20 protein-coding genes and 1 pseudogene are annotated in these 21,717 nt (G+C 65.3%); 12 read left to right on the plus strand and 9 right to left on the minus strand.

The genetic code is table 11. The features are described 5' to 3' along the window. Positions 1-30 precede the first annotated feature (30 nt). From ACQKQA_RS25300 to ftsY, 4 genes and pseudogenes are all read right to left on the minus strand, one after another. Positions 31-159, minus strand: a pseudogene (locus tag ACQKQA_RS25300) (sigma-70 factor domain-containing protein); the annotation flags it as partial. Between the two features lie 115 nt (positions 160-274). Continuing rightward, positions 275-1,297, minus strand: coding sequence for a permease-like cell division protein FtsX (gene ftsX, locus ACQKQA_RS25305; protein WP_427563664.1), 1,023 nt, complete (start codon positions 1,295-1,297; stop codon positions 275-277). Further along, positions 1,294-1,965 (minus strand): cell division ATP-binding protein FtsE, encoded by a 672-nt coding sequence (ftsE, locus tag ACQKQA_RS25310; RefSeq protein WP_427563666.1) that lies wholly within the window; start codon positions 1,963-1,965, stop codon positions 1,294-1,296. Before ftsE ends, ftsX begins: the two co-directional genes overlap by 4 nt. Further along, positions 1,962-3,539 (minus strand): signal recognition particle-docking protein FtsY, encoded by a 1,578-nt coding sequence (gene ftsY / locus ACQKQA_RS25315; protein WP_427563668.1) that lies wholly within the window; start codon positions 3,537-3,539, stop codon positions 1,962-1,964. Before ftsY ends, ftsE begins: the two co-directional genes overlap by 4 nt. Before the next feature lie 357 nt (positions 3,540-3,896). Between ftsY and ACQKQA_RS25320 the strand changes: the two genes are divergently transcribed. The 5 genes from ACQKQA_RS25320 (at position 3,897) to ACQKQA_RS25340 (ending at position 9,253) form a co-directional block, all read left to right on the plus strand. Then, complete coding sequence (locus ACQKQA_RS25320) at positions 3,897-5,249, plus strand: M16 family metallopeptidase (RefSeq protein ID WP_427563670.1); 1,353 nt, start codon at positions 3,897-3,899, stop codon at positions 5,247-5,249. Then, positions 5,246-6,736, plus strand: a complete 1,491-nt coding sequence (locus ACQKQA_RS25325; protein ID WP_427563672.1) for a M16 family metallopeptidase — start codon at positions 5,246-5,248, stop codon at positions 6,734-6,736. Before ACQKQA_RS25320 ends, ACQKQA_RS25325 begins: the two co-directional genes overlap by 4 nt. Then, positions 6,736-7,356, plus strand: coding sequence for a 16S rRNA (guanine(966)-N(2))-methyltransferase RsmD (gene rsmD / locus ACQKQA_RS25330; RefSeq protein WP_427563674.1), 621 nt, complete (start codon positions 6,736-6,738; stop codon positions 7,354-7,356). Before ACQKQA_RS25325 ends, rsmD begins: the two co-directional genes overlap by 1 nt. A 62-nt stretch (positions 7,357-7,418) precedes the next feature. Beyond that, on the plus strand, positions 7,419-8,423 hold the full coding sequence (locus tag ACQKQA_RS25335; RefSeq protein WP_427563676.1) for a hydrolase: 1,005 nt from the start codon (positions 7,419-7,421) through the stop codon (positions 8,421-8,423). Continuing rightward, positions 8,420-9,253: an AraC family ligand binding domain-containing protein gene (locus ACQKQA_RS25340; protein WP_427563678.1), complete on the plus strand. Its 834-nt coding sequence runs from the start codon at positions 8,420-8,422 to the stop codon at positions 9,251-9,253. Before ACQKQA_RS25335 ends, ACQKQA_RS25340 begins: the two co-directional genes overlap by 4 nt. 34 nt (positions 9,254-9,287) lie before the next feature. On the opposite strand, the gene ACQKQA_RS25345 is transcribed toward ACQKQA_RS25340, so the two are convergent. Together ACQKQA_RS25345 and ACQKQA_RS25350 are read right to left on the minus strand one after the other, a co-directional pair. Further along, on the minus strand, positions 9,288-10,142 hold the full coding sequence (locus ACQKQA_RS25345; protein WP_427563680.1) for a sulfurtransferase: 855 nt from the start codon (positions 10,140-10,142) through the stop codon (positions 9,288-9,290). Positions 10,143-10,177: 35 nt separating this feature from the next. After that, entirely contained in the window at positions 10,178-10,849 is a 672-nt protein-coding gene (locus tag ACQKQA_RS25350; protein ID WP_427563681.1) for a TetR/AcrR family transcriptional regulator, read from the minus strand. A 146-nt stretch (positions 10,850-10,995) separates the two neighbouring features. On the opposite strand from ACQKQA_RS25350, the gene ACQKQA_RS25355 reads away from it, so the two are divergent. From ACQKQA_RS25355 to ACQKQA_RS25375, 5 genes are all read left to right on the plus strand, one after another. Beyond that, a complete protein-coding gene (locus tag ACQKQA_RS25355) occupies positions 10,996-12,426 on the plus strand; it encodes a coniferyl aldehyde dehydrogenase (RefSeq protein ID WP_427563683.1) in 1,431 nt (476 codons plus the stop codon). A gap of 27 nt (positions 12,427-12,453) precedes the next feature. After that, complete coding sequence (locus ACQKQA_RS25360; RefSeq protein ID WP_427563684.1) at positions 12,454-12,999, plus strand: twin-arginine translocation pathway signal protein; 546 nt, start codon at positions 12,454-12,456, stop codon at positions 12,997-12,999. Between the two features lie 78 nt (positions 13,000-13,077). After that, the gene (locus ACQKQA_RS25365; protein WP_427563686.1) at positions 13,078-14,673 is read left to right on the plus strand and encodes a GMC family oxidoreductase N-terminal domain-containing protein; all 1,596 of its coding nucleotides are present in this window, start codon (positions 13,078-13,080) and stop codon (positions 14,671-14,673) included. A 115-nt stretch (positions 14,674-14,788) separates the two neighbouring features. After that, on the plus strand, positions 14,789-15,268 hold the full coding sequence (gene coaD, locus ACQKQA_RS25370; protein ID WP_427563688.1) for a pantetheine-phosphate adenylyltransferase: 480 nt from the start codon (positions 14,789-14,791) through the stop codon (positions 15,266-15,268). 147 nt (positions 15,269-15,415) lie between these two features. Next, positions 15,416-15,667 carry a YfhL family 4Fe-4S dicluster ferredoxin gene (locus tag ACQKQA_RS25375; protein WP_054058398.1) on the plus strand — a complete coding sequence of 84 codons (252 nt, stop codon included), beginning with the start codon at positions 15,416-15,418 and terminating at the stop codon, positions 15,665-15,667. Positions 15,668-15,729: 62 nt separating this feature from the next. On the opposite strand, the gene mutM is transcribed toward ACQKQA_RS25375, so the two are convergent. Together mutM and ACQKQA_RS25385 are read right to left on the minus strand one after the other, a co-directional pair. Further along, entirely contained in the window at positions 15,730-16,542 is an 813-nt protein-coding gene (gene mutM / locus ACQKQA_RS25380) for a bifunctional DNA-formamidopyrimidine glycosylase/DNA-(apurinic or apyrimidinic site) lyase (RefSeq protein ID WP_427563690.1), read from the minus strand. Between the two features lie 33 nt (positions 16,543-16,575). Continuing rightward, entirely contained in the window at positions 16,576-17,388 is an 813-nt protein-coding gene (locus ACQKQA_RS25385; protein ID WP_427563698.1) for an HDOD domain-containing protein, read from the minus strand. Positions 17,389-17,615: 227 nt separating this feature from the next. On the opposite strand from ACQKQA_RS25385, the gene ACQKQA_RS25390 reads away from it, so the two are divergent. After that, positions 17,616-18,812, plus strand: a complete 1,197-nt coding sequence (locus ACQKQA_RS25390) for a class I SAM-dependent rRNA methyltransferase (RefSeq protein WP_427563692.1) — start codon at positions 17,616-17,618, stop codon at positions 18,810-18,812. An 18-nt stretch (positions 18,813-18,830) separates the two neighbouring features. On the opposite strand, the gene ACQKQA_RS25395 is transcribed toward ACQKQA_RS25390, so the two are convergent. After that, positions 18,831-19,397 (minus strand): hypothetical protein, encoded by a 567-nt coding sequence (locus ACQKQA_RS25395; RefSeq protein WP_427563694.1) that lies wholly within the window; start codon positions 19,395-19,397, stop codon positions 18,831-18,833. 300 nt (positions 19,398-19,697) lie between these two features. Between ACQKQA_RS25395 and ilvD the strand changes: the two genes are divergently transcribed. Beyond that, a complete protein-coding gene (gene ilvD / locus ACQKQA_RS25400; RefSeq protein WP_427563696.1) occupies positions 19,698-21,539 on the plus strand; it encodes a dihydroxy-acid dehydratase in 1,842 nt (613 codons plus the stop codon). Positions 21,540-21,717 lie beyond the last annotated feature (178 nt).

Consider the following 21,717-nt stretch of genomic DNA (forward strand, 5'->3'; position numbering starts at 1 on the left):
CTGCCGAGCCGCCTCCAGATGCTGGTCTTAGTAGAGACTCTCGGCCAGTTCTCGCTCCTGCTCCGGCGTCAGCAACGGAATGCTGTTCACCGTGTGCACGTAGGCCTCCAGGTTCGCACCCGGGACCAAGGCATAAGCAGGTTGCAAAGAAGTGGTCATACGAAAAAACCTCCGACTCACATAACTCGTGCTTATTCAGCACTGCTGAAAATTGACCGGAAACCGAAAAACAAGTTCCCAAAAACACAAAAAGGTCAATACAAGCAAAAAGACACTATTTCGGCGCCAGCTCCCGCAAGTGGCGGGCGACTGCAATCCACGCACCGATATACCCCAACAACACAGCGCCAAGCAAGAGCGACAGACCGTCGGCGACCGGCACGCCAGCCAGGGCGAAATCACTGCCGTACAAGCCGGCCAGCCCCACTACCGCGTCGTTCAGCCAGTTGAGCCCGAACGCCAGGACACCCCAGGACAGAATCCCCGCACCGAAGCCATACAGGGCGCCCATATAAAGGAAGGGACGCCGCACATAACTGTCCGTGCCGCCGACGAGTTTAATCACTTCTATCTCGGTGCGGCGGTTTTCAATATGAAGACGAATGGTATTGCCTATCACCAAAAGTAATGCAGAAACCAGCAGCACCGTCAGGCCGAAGACAAAGCGGTCGCCCAGCTTGAGGATCGCCGCCAGGCGCTCGACCCACACCAGGTCCAACTGTGCCTGTTGCACCTTGGGCATTTCCGCCAGACGCTGGCGCAGGGCTTCCAGGGCGGCCTTGTCCACTTCGTTCGGCGTCACCAGGACCACGCCCGGCAGCGGGTTCTGCGGCAACTCCTTGAGCGCCTCGCCCAACCCGGACTGCTGCTGGAACTCGTCCAGGGCCTTGTCCTTGCTGATGAATTCGGCGTCCGCCACACCCGGCATGGCCTTGATCTGCTCGCTCAGGCTTTCGCCCTCGGAAACGCTGGCGTTGAGTTCCAGGTACAGGGAAATCTGCGCCGCGCGCTGCCAGGAACCGCCCAGGCGCTCGACATTGCTGAGCAACAGCGACAAGCCCATCGGCAGGCTCAGGGCCACGGCCATCACCAGGCAGGTGAAGAAGCTGCCGATCGGCTGCTTGCCCAGGCGGCGCAGGCTGTCCAGCAGGCTGGCACGATGGCTTTCGATCCAGGCGTGCAGCAGGGTGCCGAAGTCCGGGCCATCGTCTTCGTCGCGCTTTTTCTTCTGCGGCGGCTGCTCGGTGGCTTTCGGAGCCACGCGTTCGGCCACTTTCGGGCTGCGGGTCGCACTCATACGCCGGCCTCCCCATCGCCGATCAATCGGCCGCGTTGCAGGGTCAGCATGCGGTGGCGCATGCGAGCGATCAGTGCCAGGTCGTGACTGGCGATCAGCACGCTGGTGCCCAGCCGGTTGATATCTTCGAATACGCCCATGATTTCCGCCGCCAGACGCGGGTCGAGGTTACCTGTGGGTTCATCCGCCAGCAGCAAGGCCGGGCGGTGCACGATGGCGCGGGCGATGCCGACGCGCTGTTGCTGGCCGGTGGACAGGTCACCCGGGTACAGCTCGGCCTTGTCCGAAAGCGCCACGCGCTCCAGGGCCGAGTCCACACGCTTGGCGACCTCGGCCTTGGACAGGCCAAGGATCTGCAGCGGCAAGGCGACGTTGTTGAAGACAGTGCGATCGAACAGCAGTTGGTGGTTCTGGAACACCACGCCGATCTGCCGCCGCAGGAACGGAATCTGCGCATTGCTGATGGTGCCCAGGTCCTGGCCGGCCAGCAGCAGCTTGCCGCTGGTGGGACGTTCCATGGCCAGCAGCAACCGCAGCAGCGTGGACTTGCCCGCGCCCGAGTGGCCGGTCACGAACAGGAATTCGCCCCGACGAACCCGGAAACTCAGCTCGTGCAAGCCGACATGGCCGTTCGGATAACGCTTACCGACCTGCTCGAAACGAATCATGAACGCTCCCGCTCGGCAAACAGTGCCTGGACAAAGGGTTCGGCTTCAAAGGTGCGCAAATCGTCGATGCTCTCGCCGACGCCGATGTAGCGGATCGGCAGGCCGAACTGCTTGGCCAGGGCGAAGATCACCCCGCCCTTGGCGGTGCCATCGAGCTTGGTCAGGGCCAGGCCGGTCAGCTCGACGCTCTGGTTGAAGTGCTTGGCCTGGTTGATGGCGTTCTGGCCAGTGCCGGCGTCGAGCACCAGCAGCACTTCGTGGGGCGCGTCGGCGTCGAGCTTGCCGATCACCCGACGGACCTTCTTCAGCTCTTCCATCAGGTTGTCTTTGGTGTGCAGGCGGCCAGCGGTGTCGGCGATCAGCACGTCGATGCCACGGGCCTTGGCGGCCTGCACGGCGTCGAAGATCACCGAAGCCGAGTCGGCGCCGGTGTGCTGGGCGATCACCGGGATCTTGTTGCGCTCGCCCCAGACCTGCAGCTGCTCCACGGCCGCGGCACGGAAGGTGTCGCCCGCGGCGAGCATGACCTTCTTGCCTTCCAGCTGCAGCTTCTTGGCCAGCTTGCCGATGGTGGTGGTCTTGCCGGCGCCGTTGACGCCCACCACCAGGATCACGAACGGCTTGCCCTGCGAGGCAATCTGCAGCGGCTGTTCCACCGGCTTGAGCATGCTCGCCAGCTCGGCCTGCAGCGACTTGTACAGGGCATCGACGTCGGTCAGCTGTTTGCGCGCGACCTTCTGGGTCAGGTTCTGAATGATCACCGCGGTGGCTTCCACGCCCACGTCGGCGGTCAGCAGACGGGTTTCGATGTCTTCCAGCAGTTCGTCATCAATGGCCTTCTTGCCCAGGAACAGGCTGGCCATGCCTTCGCCGATGCTGGCGCTGGTCTTGGACAGGCCCTGCTTGAGGCGGGCGAAGAAGCCGACCTTGTTGTCTTCGGCGCGCGCAGGCTCGACGACAGCGGGCGCTTCGACCGCCGCAACCGCCGCAACCGCCGCGACTGGAGCAACTGGAGCAACTGGAGCAACTGGAGCTGCGACAACTGGCGCGGGCTCCGGCGCCCGGACAGGCTCGGGCGCCACGAAGGCCGCGATCACCGGTTGTGGCACGTCGTCCTCTTCGAGCAGCGCCTGGGCCGCGGGCGGCTCGCTGCTGTGGGCCAACTCGGCCACCAGCAGCTCGGCGGCCTGCTGCACATCGGTCGCGGCCGGAATCGGCGGGGTGATGTGCGGGGCTTGCTCGTCTTCCACCAGGGCCACCGGCTCTTCCGCCACCGGCAGGTTCAGCCAGGGTTTGTGCTGGGGGGCGGGGGTCAGCGGCAGTTCCGGGGCGGGCAACGGCTCGGTCGCTGCTATCGGTTGTTCAGGCTGCGGGGCAGGCTCGGCGATCGGCTGCACCACGGGAGCGGCGGCTTCGGCAACCGGGGCCGCTACAACAGGCGCCGGGGCAGGCTCGACAGGGGCTGGCGGCTGTTCGACGACGGGTTCCTGCGGTTTTTTGCGCAGCCATCCGAACAGGCCTTTCTTTTCGCCAGCCGCGGCTGGGGTCTTCTTGTCGTCGTTGGAACCAAACATGGAGGACGGCTATCTCAAGGTAGCGACACGCCACTAAGGGCGCCTCGGCAAATAAATATTCGATGCAGAACAGACTGCGTTTCCGCCGGCTTGTTCACGCGCAACATTTTGTCGAAGTGCCCAACGGCACCTCAAGGATCGATTTTACTAAAGGACTGAAGCGGCAAAATCGGCGAAAAGTCGAAGTCTAGTCGATAAAACAGCGCTTCTTGCCGGAAACCCATACAACCTGCTCAAGCACACGTTGGTCCGTGCAAGCCTGATAGGCGTGGCCGCCAGTAAAACGGATCAGTATCCTAGCACCTCCTCGCCCGTAGGCTAAGACCAAGCGGGCAGTCCAACAGGTTTAAAAAACGAATGAATGCTCTAGCCCGCCGCGCCGCAGGCCTGCTGCTCAGTACGGTTTGTCTGCCCCTCGCAGCCCTGGCTGCCGACCCACAACCCACCCACGAATTCACCCTCGACAACGGCCTCAAGGTCGTGGTCCGGGAAGACCATCGGGCTCCGGTCGTGGTCTCCCAGGTCTGGTACAAGGTCGGCTCCAGCTATGAGACGCCGGGCCAGACCGGCCTGTCCCATGCCCTGGAGCACATGATGTTCAAGGGCAGCGAAAAGGTCGGCCCCGGCGAAGCCTCGCTGATCCTGCGCGACCTGGGCGCCGAAGAGAACGCCTTTACCAGCGACGACTTCACCGCCTACTACCAGGTGCTGGCCCGCGACCGCCTGGGCGTGGCCTTCGAGCTGGAAGCCGACCGCATGGCCAGCCTGCGCCTGCCGCCGGACGAGTTCAGCCGCGAAATCGAAGTGATCAAGGAAGAGCGCCGCCTGCGCACCGACGACAAGCCGATGTCCAAGGCCTTCGAGCGCTTCAAGGCGATGGCCTACCCGGCCAGCGGCTATCACACGCCGACCATCGGCTGGATGGCCGACCTCGAGCGGATGAAGGTCGAGGAACTGCGCCACTGGTACGAATCCTGGTACGTGCCGAACAACGCCACCCTGGTGGTGGTCGGCGACGTGACCCCGGACGAGGTCAAAACCCTGGCCCAGCGTTATTTCGGCGCCATCCCCAAGCGCGCCGTGCCCGCAGCGAAAATCCCCCTGGAACTGGCCGAGCCCGGCGAGCGGCAGATCACCCTGCGGGTCAAGACCCAGCTGCCGAGCGTGATGCTGGCCTTCAACGTGCCGAGCATCGCCACCGCCGAGGACAAGCATTCGGTGCACGCCCTGCGCCTGATCGCCGCGCTGCTCGACGGCGGCTACAGCGCCCGTATCCCGACCCGCCTGGAGCGCGGCGAAGAGCTGGTGTCCGGCGGTTCGTCGAGTTTTGACGCCTACAGCCGTGGCGACAGCCTGTTCCTGCTGTCGGCCATGCCCAACAGCCAGAAGAACAAGACCATCGCCCAGGCCGAAGCCGGGCTGTGGCGCTTGCTCGAAGAGCTGAAAACCACGCCGCCGACCGCCGAAGAACTGGAGCGCGTGCGCGCCCAGGTGATCGCCGGTCTGGTCTACGAGCGGGATTCCATCACCAGCCAGGCCACCGCCATCGGCCAGCTGGAAACCGTTGGCCTGTCCTGGAAACTCATGGACACCGAGCTCGCCGAGCTGCAAAGCGTGACCCCTGAAGACATCCAGAAGGCCGCCCGCACCTATTTCACCCGCGAACGCCTGAGCGTTGCCCATGTACTGCCCGAGGAGTCCGCCCAATGAGTAAGCGCAAAAGCGCCAGCCCGGTCTTGCTTGGCCTGGCACTGGTGGCCCTGATCGCTGGGGCCGGCCTCTACCTGCTGCGTCCGGACGCGTCCAATGCCAGCCAGGCCCTGGACAACGCCAAGAGCAGCCAGAAACTGCAATCCCTGGCCGAGCTCGATGGCAAGGCCCCGAGCCACCGCAGCCTCGACATCAAGACCTGGAGCACCGCCGAAGGCGCCAAGGTGCTGTTCGTCGAAGCCCATGAACTGCCGATGTTCGACATGCGCCTGACCTTCGCCGCCGGCAGCAGCCAGGACGGCGACGCGCCGGGCCTGGCGCAGCTGACCAACGCCATGCTCAACGAAGGCGTGGCCGGCAAGGATGTCGGCGCGATCGCCGAAGGTTTCGAAGGCCTGGGCGCCGATTTCGGCAACGGGGCCTACAAGGACATGGCCATCGCCTCCCTGCGCAGCCTGAGCGCGCCAGAGAAGCGCACACCGGCCCTGCAACTGTTCGCCGATGTCGTCGGCAAGCCGACCTTCCCCGCCGACTCCCTGGCACGTATCAAGAACCAGATGCTCGCCGGCTTCGAATACCAGAAGCAGAGCCCCGGCAAGCTGGCGAGCCTGGAACTGATGAAGCGCCTGTACGGCAACCATCCGTATGCGCACTCCAGCGATGGCACCGCCCAGAGCGTGCCGCCGATCAGCCTGGCCCAGTTGCGGGCGTTCCACGCCAAGGCCTATGCCGCCGGCAACGTGGTGATCGCGCTGGTGGGCGACCTGTCGCGCAGCGAAGCCGAAGCGATTGCCGCGCAGATTTCCAGCGCCCTGCCCAAAGGCCCGGCGCTGGTGAAGATCCCGCAGCCGAGCGAGCCCCAGGCCAGCATCGGCCATATCGAGTACCCGTCCAGCCAGACCACCCTGCTGCTGGCGCAACTGGGCATCGACCGCGACGATCCGGACTACGCCGCGCTGTCCCTGGGCAACCAGATCCTCGGCGGCGGCGGTTTCGGCACCCGGCTGATGAGCGAAGTCCGCGAAAAACGCGGCCTGACCTACGGCGTCTCCTCCGGCTTCAGCCCGATGCAGGTCCGCGGTCCGTTCATGATCAACCTGCAGACCCGCGCCGAAATGAGCCAGGGCACCCTCAAGCTGGTGCAGGACGTGCTTGCCGACTACCTCAAGACCGGCCCGACCCAGAAGGAACTCGACGACGCCAAGCGCGAGCTGGCCGGCAGCTTCCCGCTGTCCACCGCCAGCAACGCCGATATCGTCGGCCAACTGGGCGCCATCGGCTTCTACGACCTGCCGCTGAGCTATCTTGAAGACTTCATGCAGCGGTCCCAGGGACTGACCGTGGAACAGGTTCGGGATGTGCTGAACAAACACCTGAGCGCGGACAAGATGGTCATCGTCACCGCCGGCCCGACCGTACCGCAAAAGCCGTTGCCGGCCCCTACTGACAAACCCGCCGAGCAACCGCTCGGGGTTCCGGAGCACTAATGGCCAGCCCATCGCGTCACAGCAAGAAACCCGCCCACAACCCGCACAACGGTGCGGGCCAGTTGCGCATCATCGCCGGCGAATGGCGCAGCCGCCGTCTGAGCTTCCCCGATGTGCCGGGCCTGCGCCCGACGCCGGACCGGGTGCGCGAAACCCTGTTCAACTGGCTGGCGCCTTATGTCCCCGGGGCCAAGGTGCTCGACCTGTTCGCCGGCAGCGGCGCGCTGTTCCTCGAAGCCCTGTCCCGTGGCGCCGCCATGGGCCTGGCGCTGGACGCCAGCAGCCTGGCCGTGTCGCGCCTGCGCGAACACCTGGGCACCCTGCGCTGCACCGTCGGCCAGGCACAGACCGCCGACGCCCTGCGCTATCTGGAAACCCAGCCGGCCAGCCGCTTCGACCTGGCGTTCCTCGACCCGCCGTTCCACCAGAACCTGCTGCCGGCCGCCTGTGCCCTGCTGGAAGAGCGCGGCTGGCTGGCCGACGACGCCTGGGTCTACACCGAAAGCGAGACCCCGCCCTCCACCCTCGGCCTTCCGGCCAACTGGCGCCTGCACCGGGAGCAAAAATCCGGGCAGGTGTACTACTCCTTGTGGCAACGTATGGCAGAGATCGCCGGCTGACGCCGGCCTGATAAAGGTGCGCGGCCCCAACCGGGCTGCGCACCGCTGCTACGAGAAGCACCGTGCCCACTCCGCCAGATCGTTTCATTCCCGCCTTCGGCCTCGGCAACCCGCACCTGCAGACCCTGTGGGGCCCGCTGTGGCGCAAGACCACCCACCTCGAGCGCCAGCGCGAACGCCTGTGGCTGGACGACGGCGACTTTCTCGATCTCGACTGGCACGGCCCGCACACGGCCAGCGCGCCCCTGGTCCTGGTGCTGCACGGCCTGACCGGTTCGTCCGACTCGCCTTACGTCGCCGGCCTGCAAAAGGCCCTGGCGACTCAGGGCTGGGCCAGCGTGGCGCTGAACTGGCGCGGCTGCTCGGGCGAACCCAACCTGTTGCCGCGCAGCTACCACTCCGGCGCCAGCGAAGACCTGGCCGCCGCCATCGACCACCTGCGCAGTCAGCGCCCGCTGGCCCCGCTGTTCGCGGTGGGCTACTCGCTGGGCGGCAATGTCTTGCTCAAGCACCTGGGGGAAAGCGGCAGCGCCAGCCAGTTGCAAGGCGCCGTGGCGGTCTCGGTGCCGTTTCGCCTGGACCAGTGCGCCGACCGCATCGGCCAGGGCTTCTCCAAGGTCTACCAGGCGCATTTCATGCGCGAGATGCTGGCCTACATCAAGGACAAGCAGCGCCAGTTCCGGCACGACGGGCGCCATGAGGGCCTGGCCGTGCTGGAGCGGCTCGGCCCGCTGGAGAACATGCGCACTTTCTGGGACTTCGACGGCCGGGTCACCGCGCCGCTGAATGGCTTCGCCGATGCCCAGGACTATTACCGGCGGGCCTCCAGCCGCTATTTCCTCGGGGAAATCCGCACGCCGACCCTGATCATCCAGGCCGCGGACGACCCCTTCGTCTTCCCCCACAGCCTGCCGGAAGCCGCCGAACTGTCCAGCAGCACCCACTTCGAGCTGCAGGCCAAGGGCGGGCACGTCGGGTTCGTCGACGGCTCAGTGAAGACCCCGGGTTATTACCTGGAACGGCGCATTCCCCAGTGGCTGGCCGCCCGGGAGTACGAGCCGCGATGAACGGCGGCCAGGGCGAGTCGATCCGTTTCTGGCAGACCGCGCCCCTGGCCGGCGTGGAGTTGCTGGCGGCGCGTTATATCGAGCAGCGCTTCGTGCCCCATGTGCATGACGGTTATGTGATCGGCATGATCATGGCCGGCGCCCAGCGCTACCGCTATCGCGGCGCCGAGCACCTGGCGGGGCGCGGCACCCTGGTGCTGATCAACCCGGACGAGCTGCACACCGGCCACAAAGGCACCGAGGACGGCTGGCTGTACCGGGCGTTCTATCCGGACAACGCCCAGATCCTCGGCATGCTGGAGGAGCTGGAACTGCCCACCGGCAACCTGCCGGCCTTCGGCGCCACGCTGTATCGCGACCCCGACCTGGTCAGCGGCTTCTGCCAGTTGCACCAGTTGCTGGAAAGCCCGGCCAGCGCCCTGCAACAGCAGACCGTCTGGCGGGAAATGATGCTCCTGCTGCTGCGCCGCCACGCCGGGGTCAAGGCGCCGGGCGAACCCGGGCGCGAGCACCGGGCGATCGTCCAGGCCAAGGAGCTGCTGCAAGCACAACTGGCCGCTCCGCCGTCCCTGGAGGAACTGGCCGCGGCGGTGAACCTCTCGCCTTTCCATTTCGCCCGGGTGTTCCGCCGCGCCACCGGCATGCCACCGCACACCTGGCTGATGCAACAACGCATCGCCCAGGCCCGGGCCTTGCTACGCGACGGCTGCCTGCCGCTGGAAGTGGCGACGCAACTGGGGTTCGCCGACCAGAGTCACCTGAGCCGGCAGTTCAAGCAGGTCTATGGCGTAGGGCCGGCGGCCTATCGCAGTGCTCGCCAGTCCCTCTGAAACAGCCCCGCCCTCCTACGGCGAATGATCCGGATCAATCGCCGGTGGCAACCGCGCGCTGCGGGTCGGTGATCCATTCGCTCCAGGAGCCGGCGTACAGGCTGGCCAGGGGGTAGCCGGCCAGGCACAGGGCGAACAGATTGTGACAGGCAGTCACGCCCGAACCGCAGTAGGCCACCAACTCGGTCGGCGAGCGCTCTGCCAGCTTGGCGGCAAACCGCTGCTTGAGCTGCTCGGCCGGCAGAAAACGGCCGTCGCTACCCAGGTTGTCGGTGAAGGCCGCGCATTGCGCGCCAGGGATGTGCCCGGCCACCGGATCGATCGGCTCCACTTCGCCACGAAAACGCGGCGCGGCGCGGGCATCGAGCAGGGTCAGGCCAGGCTGGCCGAGGCGCGTCTGCAGTTGCGCGGCGCTCAGCAGCAAGGATTTGTCAGGCCGCCCCGTGAAATGACCGGGGACGCTGGACGGCGCATCCAGGCTCAACGGCAGGCCCGCGGCGTGCCAGGCCTTCAGGCCGCCATCGAGGATAAACACGCCGTCGCGTTTGCCCAGCCAGGCCAGCAGCCACCAGGCCCGGGCGGCATAGGCACCGGGGCCGTCGTCGTAGAGCACGATGTCGCTGTCGGCGTCTACACCCCAGGCCTGCAGGCGGACGCTCAGCGCCGCCGGCTCGGGCAGCGGATGGCGCCCGGTCACGCCCTTGACCACCGGGCCGCTGAGATCACGCTCCAGATCGGCAAAATGCGCGCCGGCCAGATGCCCCTCGGCATAACTGCGCTGGCCATAATCCGGGTCTTCCAGGGCAAAACGACAATCGAGAATCACCAGCCCGGGCTGCTCCAGGCGAGCGGCCAATTGCTGTGGACTGATCAGTTGCGCGATGGGCATGACGGACTCCGCTAATTGAACGATGTCATTCGATCCTACTGCACTTCTTCCAAGGCCTGGGCCAACGGCACGTAAAACCTGTCGAACAGGTCGTTCACCGCGTCCCGGGCCTGGTCGGTGACAAAACCGGCCTCCAGCACCAGCACCTGATACACGCCGCGCTTGATGGCTTCTTCGCTCAGGTGCATGGAATTTTCCCGGGTGGTGCACAGAAAGCGCACCCAGGAGGTGAGGATGATCCAGGCGTTGAGGGTCAGGGACTCGATCTGCACCTTGTCCATCTTGAGGATGCCGGCCTCGACGAAACCGGCGTAGATCGCCGTGCCGTGGATCAGGCAACGCTGGGAGAAACGCCGGTAGCGGGCGGCCAGTTCGGCGTCGCTATCGAGCAGGTGCTCCAGGTCGCGGTGCAGGAAACGGTAACGCCACATGGCGGCCAGGACCGCCTCCAGGTAGTAGCGCTTGTCCTCCACAGTCACGCTGCGGCCCTGGGGCAGGCGCAGGAAGCTGTCGACCAGGGCTTCGTACTCGCAGAACAGCACGGCGATGATCGCCTGCTTGTTGGGGAAGTGGTAGTACAGGTTGCCCGGCGAAATCTCCATATGGGCGGCAATGTGGTTGGTGCTGACACTGCGCTCGCCTTGCTGGTTGAACAGTTCCAGGCTGTTCTGGACGATACGTTCGCGGGTTTTTATGCGTGGGGCCATGGGTCTGGGCTTTAATCGAAAAGGCGTTGCCCGGCATCTTACGACCTATCCCCCATGGGATAAATCAAAGCCGACTCGGGATGTCATTTGACATTTTAGAGCATAAACTCTAAAAATCGCCCACCTCATAAAAACCGGAGCTGCCCATGTCTGCCGAAATCGCCTACTTGTCGCAAGCCCAACCCCAGCTGGACGAGCTCCACAACCTGTTCGCCGCCCAGCGCCAGGCCTTCGCGGCCAACCCCATGCCGCCCGCCGCCCAGCGCCAGCAATGGCTCAAGAGCCTGCGCGAACTGCTCGACAGCGAACGCGAGGCGTTGATCGACGCCATCAGCGCCGACTTCAGCCATCGCAGCGCCGACGAAACCCTGATCGCCGAAATCATGCCCAGCCTGCATGGCATCCACCACGCCAGCAAACACCTCAAGGGCTGGATGAAGCCTTCGCGACGCAAGGTCGGCCTGGCCTTTCAGCCGGCCTCGGCCAAGGTCGTCTACCAGCCGTTGGGCGTGGTCGGCGTGATCGTGCCGTGGAACTACCCGCTGTACCTGGCCATCGGCCCGCTGGTGGGCGCGCTCGCCGCCGGCAACCGGGTGCTGCTCAAGCTCAGCGAATCGACCCCCGCCACCGGCCTGCTGCTCAAGCGCCTGCTGGCCAAGGTGTTCCCCGAGGACCTGGTGGCCGTGGTGCTGGGCGAGGCCGAAGTGGGCATGGCCTTCTCCCGGCTGCCTTTCGATCACCTGCTGTTCACCGGCGCCACCAGCATCGGCAAGCACGTGATGCGCGCCGCGGCGGAAAACCTGACCCCGGTGACCCTGGAGCTGGGCGGCAAGTCCCCGGCCATCGTTTCCGCCGACGTGCCGCTCAAGGACGCCGCCGAACGCATTGCCTTCGGCAAGACCATGAACGCCGGCCAGACCTGCGTCGCCCCGGATTACGTGCTGGTCCCGGAAAACCGGGTCGGCGCCTTCGTCGACGCCTATCGCCAGGTGGTCCGCGGCTTCTTCCCGACCCTGGCCGACAACCCCGACTACACGGCGATCATCAACCAGCGGCAACTGGCCCGCCTGAACAGCTACATCAGCGACGCCACCAGCAAGGGCGCGCTGCTGATCCCGCTGTTCGAGGAGAACCAGGAACGGCGCATGGGCCACAGCCTGATGCTGAATGTCAGCGACGAGATGACGGTGATGCAGGACGAGATCTTCGGCCCGATCCTGCCGATCGTGCCCTACACCAACCTGGACCAGGCTTTCGCCTACATCAACCAGCGCCCGCGCCCCCTGGCGCTCTACTACTTCGGCTACGACAAGGCCGAGCAGCAACGGGTGCTCAATGAAACCCACTCGGGCGGGGTGTGCCTCAACGACACCCTGCTGCACGTGGCCCAGGACGACATGCCGTTCGGCGGCATCGGCCCCTCGGGCATGGGCCATTACCACGGCCACGAGGGCTTCCTGACCTTCAGCAAGGCCAAGGGCGTGCTGAGCAAACAGCGCCTGAACGCCGCGCGGCTGATCTACCCGCCCTACGGCAAACCGATCCAGCGGCTGATCCAGAAACTGTTCATCCGTTAACCAGACCATTGCCGGGTAATAACAACAATGACTCCCAGCCTGCCTGCCTCACCCGTCCTGTCGCGCCGCGGCCTGTTGAAGATCGGCCTGTGCGCCAGCGCGTTCCTGACCACCGCCGGTATCGGCGCCAGCCTCAGCGGCTGTTCGTCCGGCACCGCGGCCAGCGGCTTCGCCGTACTGCGCAACAGCGACCTGCCGATCCTGCGGGCGCTGCTCCCGGTACTGCTCGAGGGCTCGGTGGCCGCCGGGCAGCTGCCGGCCGCCCTCGACGCCACCCTGAACGGCCTGGACCGCAGCCTCGATCATCTGTCTCTGGAGATGCTCAAGCTCACCCGCCAACTGTTCGATGTGCTGGCCATGGGCATCACCCGGGGCCCCCTGACCGGCATCTGGGGCAGTTGGGAAAACGCCAGCGCCGAAGACATCCACCACTTTCTCGAACGCTGGAAAAACAGCTCCCTCAGCCTGCTGCGCATGGGCCATGCGTCGCTTTTGCAACTGGTGATGATGGCCTGGTACGGCCGCCCCGAATCCTGGGCCCATTGCGGTTACCCCGGCCCGCCCAGGATCTGAAGACTGTTCACTCCGTGGCCGCTCAGCGGCTACAGGAACGACGACGGCCACAAATTCCATAACAAGAGAGCGCCTGATATGCCCGTACCCGATCTGTTTCGCGAAGGCCTGGCCCGAGGCTGGAAAACCTACAACGGTTCGCAGTTGCAGCAGGACCTGACCCTCGAAGCGGATGTCGCCGTGATCGGCAGCGGCGCGGGGGGCGGCACCACCGCCGAGATTCTCAGCGCCGCCGGCTACAAGGTGCTGCTGATCGAGGAAGGGCCGCTCAAGACCAGCGACGACTTCAAGATGCTCGAGGACCAGGCCTACGCCAGCCTTTATCAGGAAGGCATCGGCCGCATGAGCAAGGATGGCGCCATTACCATCCTGCAAGGCCGCGCGGTCGGCGGTACCACCCTGATCAACTGGACGTCCAGCTTCCGCACGCCCGAACCGACCCTGGAACACTGGGCCCGCGAGCACAACGTCAAGGGCCACAGCCCGGCCGAGATGGCGCCCTGGTTCGAGAAGATGGAGCAGCGCCTGGGGGTCGCCCCGTGGATCATGCCGCCCAACGCCAACAACGACGTGATCAGGATCGGCTGCGAGAAGCTCGGCTACAGCTGGCATGTGATCCCGCGCAACGTGCGCGGCTGCTGGAACCTCGGCTATTGCGGCATGGGCTGCCCGACCAACGCCAAGCAGTCGATGATGGTCACCACCATCCCCGCCACCCTGGAAAAAGGCGGCGAGCTGCTGTACCTGGCCCGCGCCGAACGCCTGCTGATCAAGGGCGACCGGGTCGAGAGCCTGCAATGCCTGGCCATGGACGAGCGCTGCGTGGCGCCCACCGGGCGCACCGTCACGGTCAAGGCTCGGCATTACGTGCTGGCGGGCGGCGGGATCAACAGCCCGGCCCTGCTCATGCGCTCCGACGCGGCCGACCCGCACCAACGCCTGGGCAAACGCACCTTCCTGCACCTGGTGAGTTTCTCCGCGGGGCAGTTCGATCAGGTGATCAACCCCTTCTACGGCGCGCCACAGTCGATCTACTCCGATCATTTCCAGTGGCGGGACGGCACCACCGGCAAGATGTCCTACAAACTCGAAGTCCCGCCGCTGCAACCGGCGCTGGCCGCCACCCTGCTCGGCGGCTTCGGCCCGCAAAGCGCGCTGAACATGCAGCAACTGCCCCACACCCACGCCATGCTCGCGCTGCTGCGGGACGGTTTTCACCCGGACAGCAGCGGCGGCAGCGTGGAACTGCGCGGCGACGGCTCGCCGGTGCTCGACTATCAGGTGTCCGACTACGCCTGGGATGGCGTGCGCCGGGCCTTCCACAGCATGGCGGAGATCCAGTTCGCCGGCGGCGCCCGGGCGGTCATGCCGCTGCACAGCGATGCCCGCTACGTGAAGACCCTGGCCGAGGCCAGGACGCTGATCGACGGTTTGACTCTTGCGCTGTATCGCACCCGCCTCGGCAGCGCCCATGTGATGGGCGGTTGCGCCATGGGCGAGGACCCCAGGAGCGCCGTCGCCGACAGTCTGGGCCGGCATCACCAACTGGCCAACCTGTCGATCCACGACGGGTCGCTGTTCCCCACCAGCATCGGCGCCAACCCGCAGCTGTCGGTGTACGGCCTGACCGCGCAGCTGGCCACGGCCCTGGCCGAACGGCTGAAAAACGGATGAAAACGCCGCTTATTCCTGTCGTCTATAGTGCTTTCTTCCGTTACAGGCGACTTGGCCGACCGGAAAGGCTGCGCTACCATCCGACTCCCCAACGGACTCTCGCCAGGACGACGCGATGAACCGAGTGCTGTACCCAGGTACCTTCGACCCTATTACCAAGGGCCATGGCGATCTGGTCGAACGCGCCTCGCGGCTGTTCGATCATGTGATCATCGCCGTCGCCGCCAGCCCGAAGAAAAACCCGCTTTTCCCCCTGGAACAGCGTGTGGAACTGGCTCGCGAGGTCACCAAGCATCTGCCGAACGTTGAAGTCGTCGGTTTTTCCACGCTGCTGGCGCATTTCGCCAAGGAGCAGAACGCCAATGTCTTCCTGCGGGGGCTGCGGGCGGTTTCCGACTTCGAATACGAATTCCAGCTGGCCAACATGAACCGCCAACTGGCGCCGGACGTGGAAAGCCTGTTCCTCACGCCTTCCGAGCGCTATTCGTTCATTTCCTCGACCCTGGTCCGGGAAATCGCGGCCTTGGGCGGCGATATCAGCAAGTTCGTCCATCCGGTGGTGGCCGACGCCCTGACCCTGCGCTTCAAGAAATAAGCCCTGCAAGGGAGCGGGCACAGCCTGCGTCCGCTTCCTGCAAACGCCCCTCCCATCGCGCCCGCGTGCACTGCGCTCGTCAATACGGCACAATTGCGCCATTGGTTTTTCAAATGCCTGGGCCCGCCGCCCCGGCCGGAGTGCCCCATGTCCCTGATCATCACCGACGATTGCATCAACTGCGACGTCTGCGAACCCGAGTGCCCGAACGCTGCGATTTCCCAAGGCGAAGAGATCTATGTGATCGACCCGAACCTGTGCACCCAATGCGTCGGCCATTATGACGAGCCGCAATGCCAGCAGGTCTGCCCGGTGGATTGCATCCCGCTGGACGAAGCCCATCCGGAAACCCAGGAAGAGTTGATGGCCAAGTACCGGAAGATTACCGGTAAGGCTTGAAGCCTGACGTTGTCTGAAAGGGCGTTATCGCGGGCAAGTCGGATCGCCGCCCGCGGTGTCTTTCAGCTCTGGCACTTGGGGCAGAAAACGCTCGCACGCTGCCCCAGCTTGACCTCTCGCAGCCCCGTGCCGCAGACCTTGCAGTGTTCCCCGCCGCGTCCGTAGACGAACAGCTCCTGCTGGAAATAGCCCGGCTGCCCGTCGCCGCCGATAAAGTCGCGCAGGGTGGTGCCGCCTTGCTCGATGGCCGCGGCCAGGATGCGCTTGATCTCGATCGCCAGCTTCAAGTAGCGCGCCCGGGAAATCCCCTTGGCTTCGCGGCGCGGGTCGATGCCCGCGGCAAACAGCGCTTCGGTCGCATAGATATTGCCCACCCCCACCACCACCGCGTTGTCCATGATGAACGGCTTGACCGCCATCGAGCGGTTGCGCGACAGCTGATACAGGCGCTCGCCATCGAACAGGTCGGTCAAAGGCTCCGGCCCCAGGCGCGCCAGCAGCTCGTGATGCAATGGGTCGAGACTCCAGAGCATCGCACCGAAGCGCCGCGGATCGGTGTAGCGCAGGGCCAGGCCGGACTCCAGCTCGATGTCGACATGCTCGTGCTTGGCCGCCGGCAGGCCGGCCTCCACCAGGCGCAGGTTGCCCGACATGCCCAGGTGGCTGATCAAGGTGCCGACTTCGGCATTGATCAGCAGGTACTTGGCACGGCGCTCCACCGTGACGATCCGCTGGCCGGACAGGCGCACATCGAGGTCTTCCGGAATCGGCCAGCGCAGGCGCCGCTCGCGCACGATCACGCGGCTGACACGCTGCCCTTCCAGGTGCGGCGCGATACCGCGCCGGGTGGTTTCGACTTCCGGTAATTCAGGCATGTGCGCCTCGTGTGCTCATTTCGTGGTCGGGAATCAGTGCGTACCCAGCTCGCGCACGGTTTCCTTGAGGTTCTCGAAGTCGTAGTCGGTCAAGCCGACGTAATCGAGGATCAGATGGCCGATGCTGTTCCATTCGTGGTCGTCGGCCTGATTGCCCAGGACCCGGTGGGACGCGCAGATATGCTCGGCCATTTTCAGGATCGCCAGCAGGTTCTTCAGCTGGCTGTTGCGCGACGACTCGTCGCTGAAGATCGCCAGGGCATTATGGTGATTGGCGATGGCGTTGGTCACGTGTTCCGGCAGGCGCCAGGACTTGGCCGTGTAATAACCGACCACCGCGTGGTTGGTGTTGAACACCCGGTTTTCCGTATCCACCACGCGATGCTCGGCGCTGGCGCTGCCATAGGCCTCTTCCAGCACCGTCATGTAGTCGGGGAAGCGCTTGAGCATCAGCGGCACGCCGCAATCGTGGAACAGCCCCAGGGCATAGGCTTCGTCGACCGCTTGCGCGCCGGTGCGCTTGGCCAGGGTCAGGCAGGTCATCGCCACATCCTGGGCGGTGTCCCAGAAGCGGTTGAGGATGACGATGGTGGCGTCGCTCATCTCGCCCTTGATCGACTGCGCGTTGATCAGGTTGATCACCGAACGGCTGCCCAGCAGGTTCACCGCACGCTGGATCGAGGCGATCTTGTTGCTCAGCCCGTAATACGGCGAGTTGACGATTTTCAGCAGGGCGCCGGAGAGCCCCGGGTCCTGGGAGATCAGCCGCGCGATCGTCTCCAGATCGGGGTCGGGCATGTACTGCTCCATCTGCAAATCCACCATGATTTGCGGCTGGGGCGGCACGCTGATGCCTTGCAGGGCCTGTTGAATCTGTTCGGCGGATAGCTCTTGGGACATAAGTACACACTCTGGGTCAGGCGGCGATTCTAACCCTTTAGACGGCCACCATGGCCAGCCGAAAGGAACTTTATAACAGTGCCCACTGACGGCCCCGTCGCCGCATATCCACTCGCCAGCCTCTCGGCGACCGCAACACGTTATACTCCCGCTCTTTTTTCCGGAGCGACGTCATGTCCCTGCCAAGCCTGCGCCTCAAAGCCAACGCCGATCGCCGCCTGCGCGCCGGTCACCTGTGGGTCTACAGCAACGAAATCGATGTAGCCGCCACCCCACTCCACGGCTTCAAGGCAGGCGACCAGGCAGTGCTGGAAGCCGCCGGCGGCAAGCCGCTGGGCGTCGTCGCCATGAGCCCGAACAACCTGATCTGCGCCCGCCTGCTGTCGCGCGACGCCAAGCTGGCGCTGGACAAGTCGCTGCTGGTGCACCGCCTGAACGTGGCCCTGTCGCTGCGCGAGCGCCTGTTCGACAAGCCGTTCTACCGCCTGGTCTACGGCGATTCCGACCTGCTGCCGGGCCTGGTGGTCGACCGTTTCGGCGACATCCTGGTGGTGCAACTGGCGTCGGCGACCATGGAACAGCACAAGGACGACGTGATCGCCGCCCTGGTCCAGGTCCTCAAGCCCAGCGGCATCCTGTTCAAGAACGACTCGGCCGCCCGTGACGCCGAAGGCCTGGGCCGCTACGTGGAAACCGTGTTCGGCCTGGTGCCGGAGTGGGTCGCCCTGGAAGAGAACGGCGTGAAGTTCGAGGCCCCGGTGATGGAAGGCCAGAAGACCGGCTGGTTCTACGACCACCGCATGAACCGCGCGCGCCTGGCGCCTTACGCCAAGGGCAAGCGTGTGCTGGACCTGTTCAGCTACATCGGTGGCTGGGGCGTGCAGGCCGGTGCCTTCGGCGCCAGCGAAGTGTTCTGCGTCGATGCCTCGGGCTTCGCCCTCGACGGCGTGGAACGCAACGCCGCGCTCAACGGCATCGCCGAGAAAGTCACCTGCATCGAAGGCGACGTGTTCGAAGCCCTGAAAGAACTCAAGGCCGCCGAAGAGCGTTTCGACGTGATCGTGGCCGACCCGCCCGCCTTCATCAAACGCAAGAAAGACCTGAAGAATGGCGAAGGCGCCTACCGCCGCCTGAACGAACAGGCCATGCGCCTGCTGAGCAAGGACGGCATCCTGGTCAGCGCTTCGTGCTCGATGCACCTGCCCGAAGACGACCTGCAGAACATCCTGCTCACCAGCGCCCGCCACCTGGACCGCAATATCCAGCTGCTGGAACGCGGCGGCCAGGGCCCGGACCACCCGGTGCACCCGGCGATCCCGGAAACCCGCTACATCAAGAGCATCATCTGCCGGTTGCTGCCTAACAGCTGAACCTGACCGGGCGCCCCTTTACCTTCCGGGCAAGGGGCGCCGCCGGGTGCGCCACAGATGGCCGACGAACATCGCGCCGGAGAACGCGAGGCTCGGAGCAGCGAAAAATACCAGGGACAGGAACCCGCTCTTGAAGGGATCGAGGTGACGGTACTGAACCCATAGATCGAGCAACTCGTACGCCAGCCAGGGCATTGGCAACGCCAGCAGCACCCATGCGCCATTACCGAGCAGGCGCCGCCACAGATCGCCACGTCCCTGCAGCCGCGTGGCACTGAGCAGGGTCATCAGCAGCAGGCCAGCCACCACGCCGTATTCCACGTCTTCGGTCAGGAGCAAGCCACCGCACGCCAGTACCAGCCCCGCCGCTCCCAGCGCCACAAGCGACATCGCGATCCAGGTACGCCACTGACGCCGCTGCCCGGCCGCCAGTTGCAGCACCCCGCCGCCCATCAACAGCGCCGCCACCATCGCGGCCGTGGCGATCCCGGACAAGCCGCCATAAAGGATGGTCCACATCAGCAGCAGACCCTGCCCCAGACCGACGACAAGGTAGAACCTCAAGGATCGCAGCATCGCGGACATTCCAGCTCCATTGGAAGATGATCGAAGGCCGGCGAGTCTAAACCAGTCCCCTGCTAGCAGCTGCGCAATTTGATATCCCACCGTAGAGCGGCCACGGCATTCCTTCCTGACGCCAGCGGTGTAGAATCGCGAGATTCATCGCCAGTCATCCCCCGGCGGGTTTATGAGCTCAGGCTGAGGCGCGCGGCGATCCCGCGGCGTCATCGGCAGCTTCAGGACACACGGCCATTTCTGAGTGTTCCAGAGGTCAATAGAAGCTCACTCCCCATTTGTTACCTGATTAGCCGCCCGGAGTGCTCCATGCCTGATTACCGCTCGAAAACATCCACCCACGGCCGCAACATGGCCGGCGCCCGCGCCCTGTGGCGCGCCACGGGGATGAAAGATGACGACTTCAAGAAGCCGATCATCGCCATTGCCAACTCCTTCACCCAGTTCGTCCCGGGCCACGTGCACCTCAAGGACCTGGGCCAGCTGGTCGCCCGCGAAATCGAACGCGCCGGCGGCGTGGCCAAGGAATTCAACACCATCGCCGTGGACGACGGCATCGCCATGGGCCACGACGGCATGCTGTATTCGCTGCCGAGCCGCGAGATCATCGCCGACTCCGTGGAGTACATGGTCAACGCCCACTGCGCCGACGCCATCGTCTGCATCTCCAACTGCGACAAGATCACCCCCGGCATGCTGATGGCCGCCCTGCGCCTGAACATCCCGGTGGTCTTCGTCTCCGGCGGTCCGATGGAAGCCGGCAAGACCAAGCTCGCCTCCCACGGCCTTGACCTGGTCGACGCCATGGTGATCGCCGCCGACTCCAGCGCGTCCGACGAGAAGGTCGCGGAGTACGAGCGCAGCGCCTGCCCGACCTGCGGTTCCTGCTCCGGCATGTTCACCGCCAACTCGATGAACTGCCTGACCGAAGCCCTGGGGCTGGCCCTGCCGGGCAACGGCTCGACCCTGGCCACCCACAGCGACCGTGAGCAGCTGTTCCTGCGCGCCGGGCGCCTGGCCGTGGAACTCTGCCAGCGCTACTACGGCGAAGGCGATGACAGCGTGCTGCCGCGCAACGTCGCCAGCTTCAAGGCCTTCGAGAACGCCATGACCCTGGATATCGCCATGGGCGGCTCGACCAACACCATCCTGCACCTGCTGGCCGCCGCCCAGGAGGCGGAGATCGACTTCGACCTGCGCGACATCGATCGTCTGTCGCGCAAGGTGCCGCAGCTGTGCAAGGTGGCGCCGAACATCCAGAAGTACCACATGGAAGACGTACACCGCGCCGGCGGCATCTTCAGCATCCTCGGCGAGCTGGCCCGTGGCGGCCTGCTGCACACCGACGTGCCGACCGTGCACAGCCGCAGCATGGAAGAGGCCATCGCCAAGTGGGACATCACTCAGACCGACGACGAAGCGGTGCACCACTTCTTCAAGGCGGGCCCGGCCGGCATCCCGACCCAGACCGCGTTCAGCCAGTCGACCCGCTGGCCGAGCCTGGACGACGACCGTGAGAACGGCTGCATCCGCAGCGTCGAGCACGCCTACTCGCAGGAAGGCGGCCTGGCCGTGCTCTACGGCAACATCGCCCTGGACGGCTGCGTGGTGAAGACCGCCGGCGTCGACGAGTCGATCCACGTCTTCGAAGGCAACGCGAAGATCTTCGAAAGCCAGGACAGCGCGGTGCGCGGCATCCTCGCCGACGAAGTGAAGGAAGGCGACATCGTCATCATTCGCTACGAAGGCCCGAAAGGCGGCCCAGGCATGCAGGAAATGCTGTACCCGACCTCCTACCTGAAGTCCAAGGGCCTGGGCAAAGCCTGCGCCCTGCTGACCGACGGTCGCTTCTCCGGCGGCACCTCGGGCCTGTCCATCGGCCACGCTTCGCCGGAAGCCGCCGCGGGCGGCGCCATCGGCCTGGTGCAGGACGGCGACAAGGTGCTGATCGACATTCCGAACCGCTCGATCAACCTCTTGGTCAGCGACGAAGAACTGGCGGCGCGCCGCGTCGAACAGGACAAGAAAGGCTGGAAGCCGGCGGAAAAACGCCCACGCAAGGTGACCACCGCGCTGAAAGCCTACGCCCTGCTGGCCACCAGCGCCGACAAGGGCGCGGTGCGCAACAAGGCGCTGCTCGAAGGCCTGTGATCGTCATCCGCTGAAATGAAAATGCCCCGCCAAGTGCGGGGCATTTTTTTGCCTGGAGGTGCGGCCTATCGCGGGCAAGCCTCGCTCCTACGGGGGTGGGGGGGTGGGGGTGGGTGGGGGGGGGGGCCGGCGGGGGGGGACCACCGGGTTCTTGTGTTGTGAGGGGGGGAGTGTAGAC

The sequence above is a fragment of the Pseudomonas sp. NPDC089530 genome, assembly GCF_050280705.1.
Lineage (GTDB): Bacteria > Pseudomonadota > Gammaproteobacteria > Pseudomonadales > Pseudomonadaceae > Aquipseudomonas.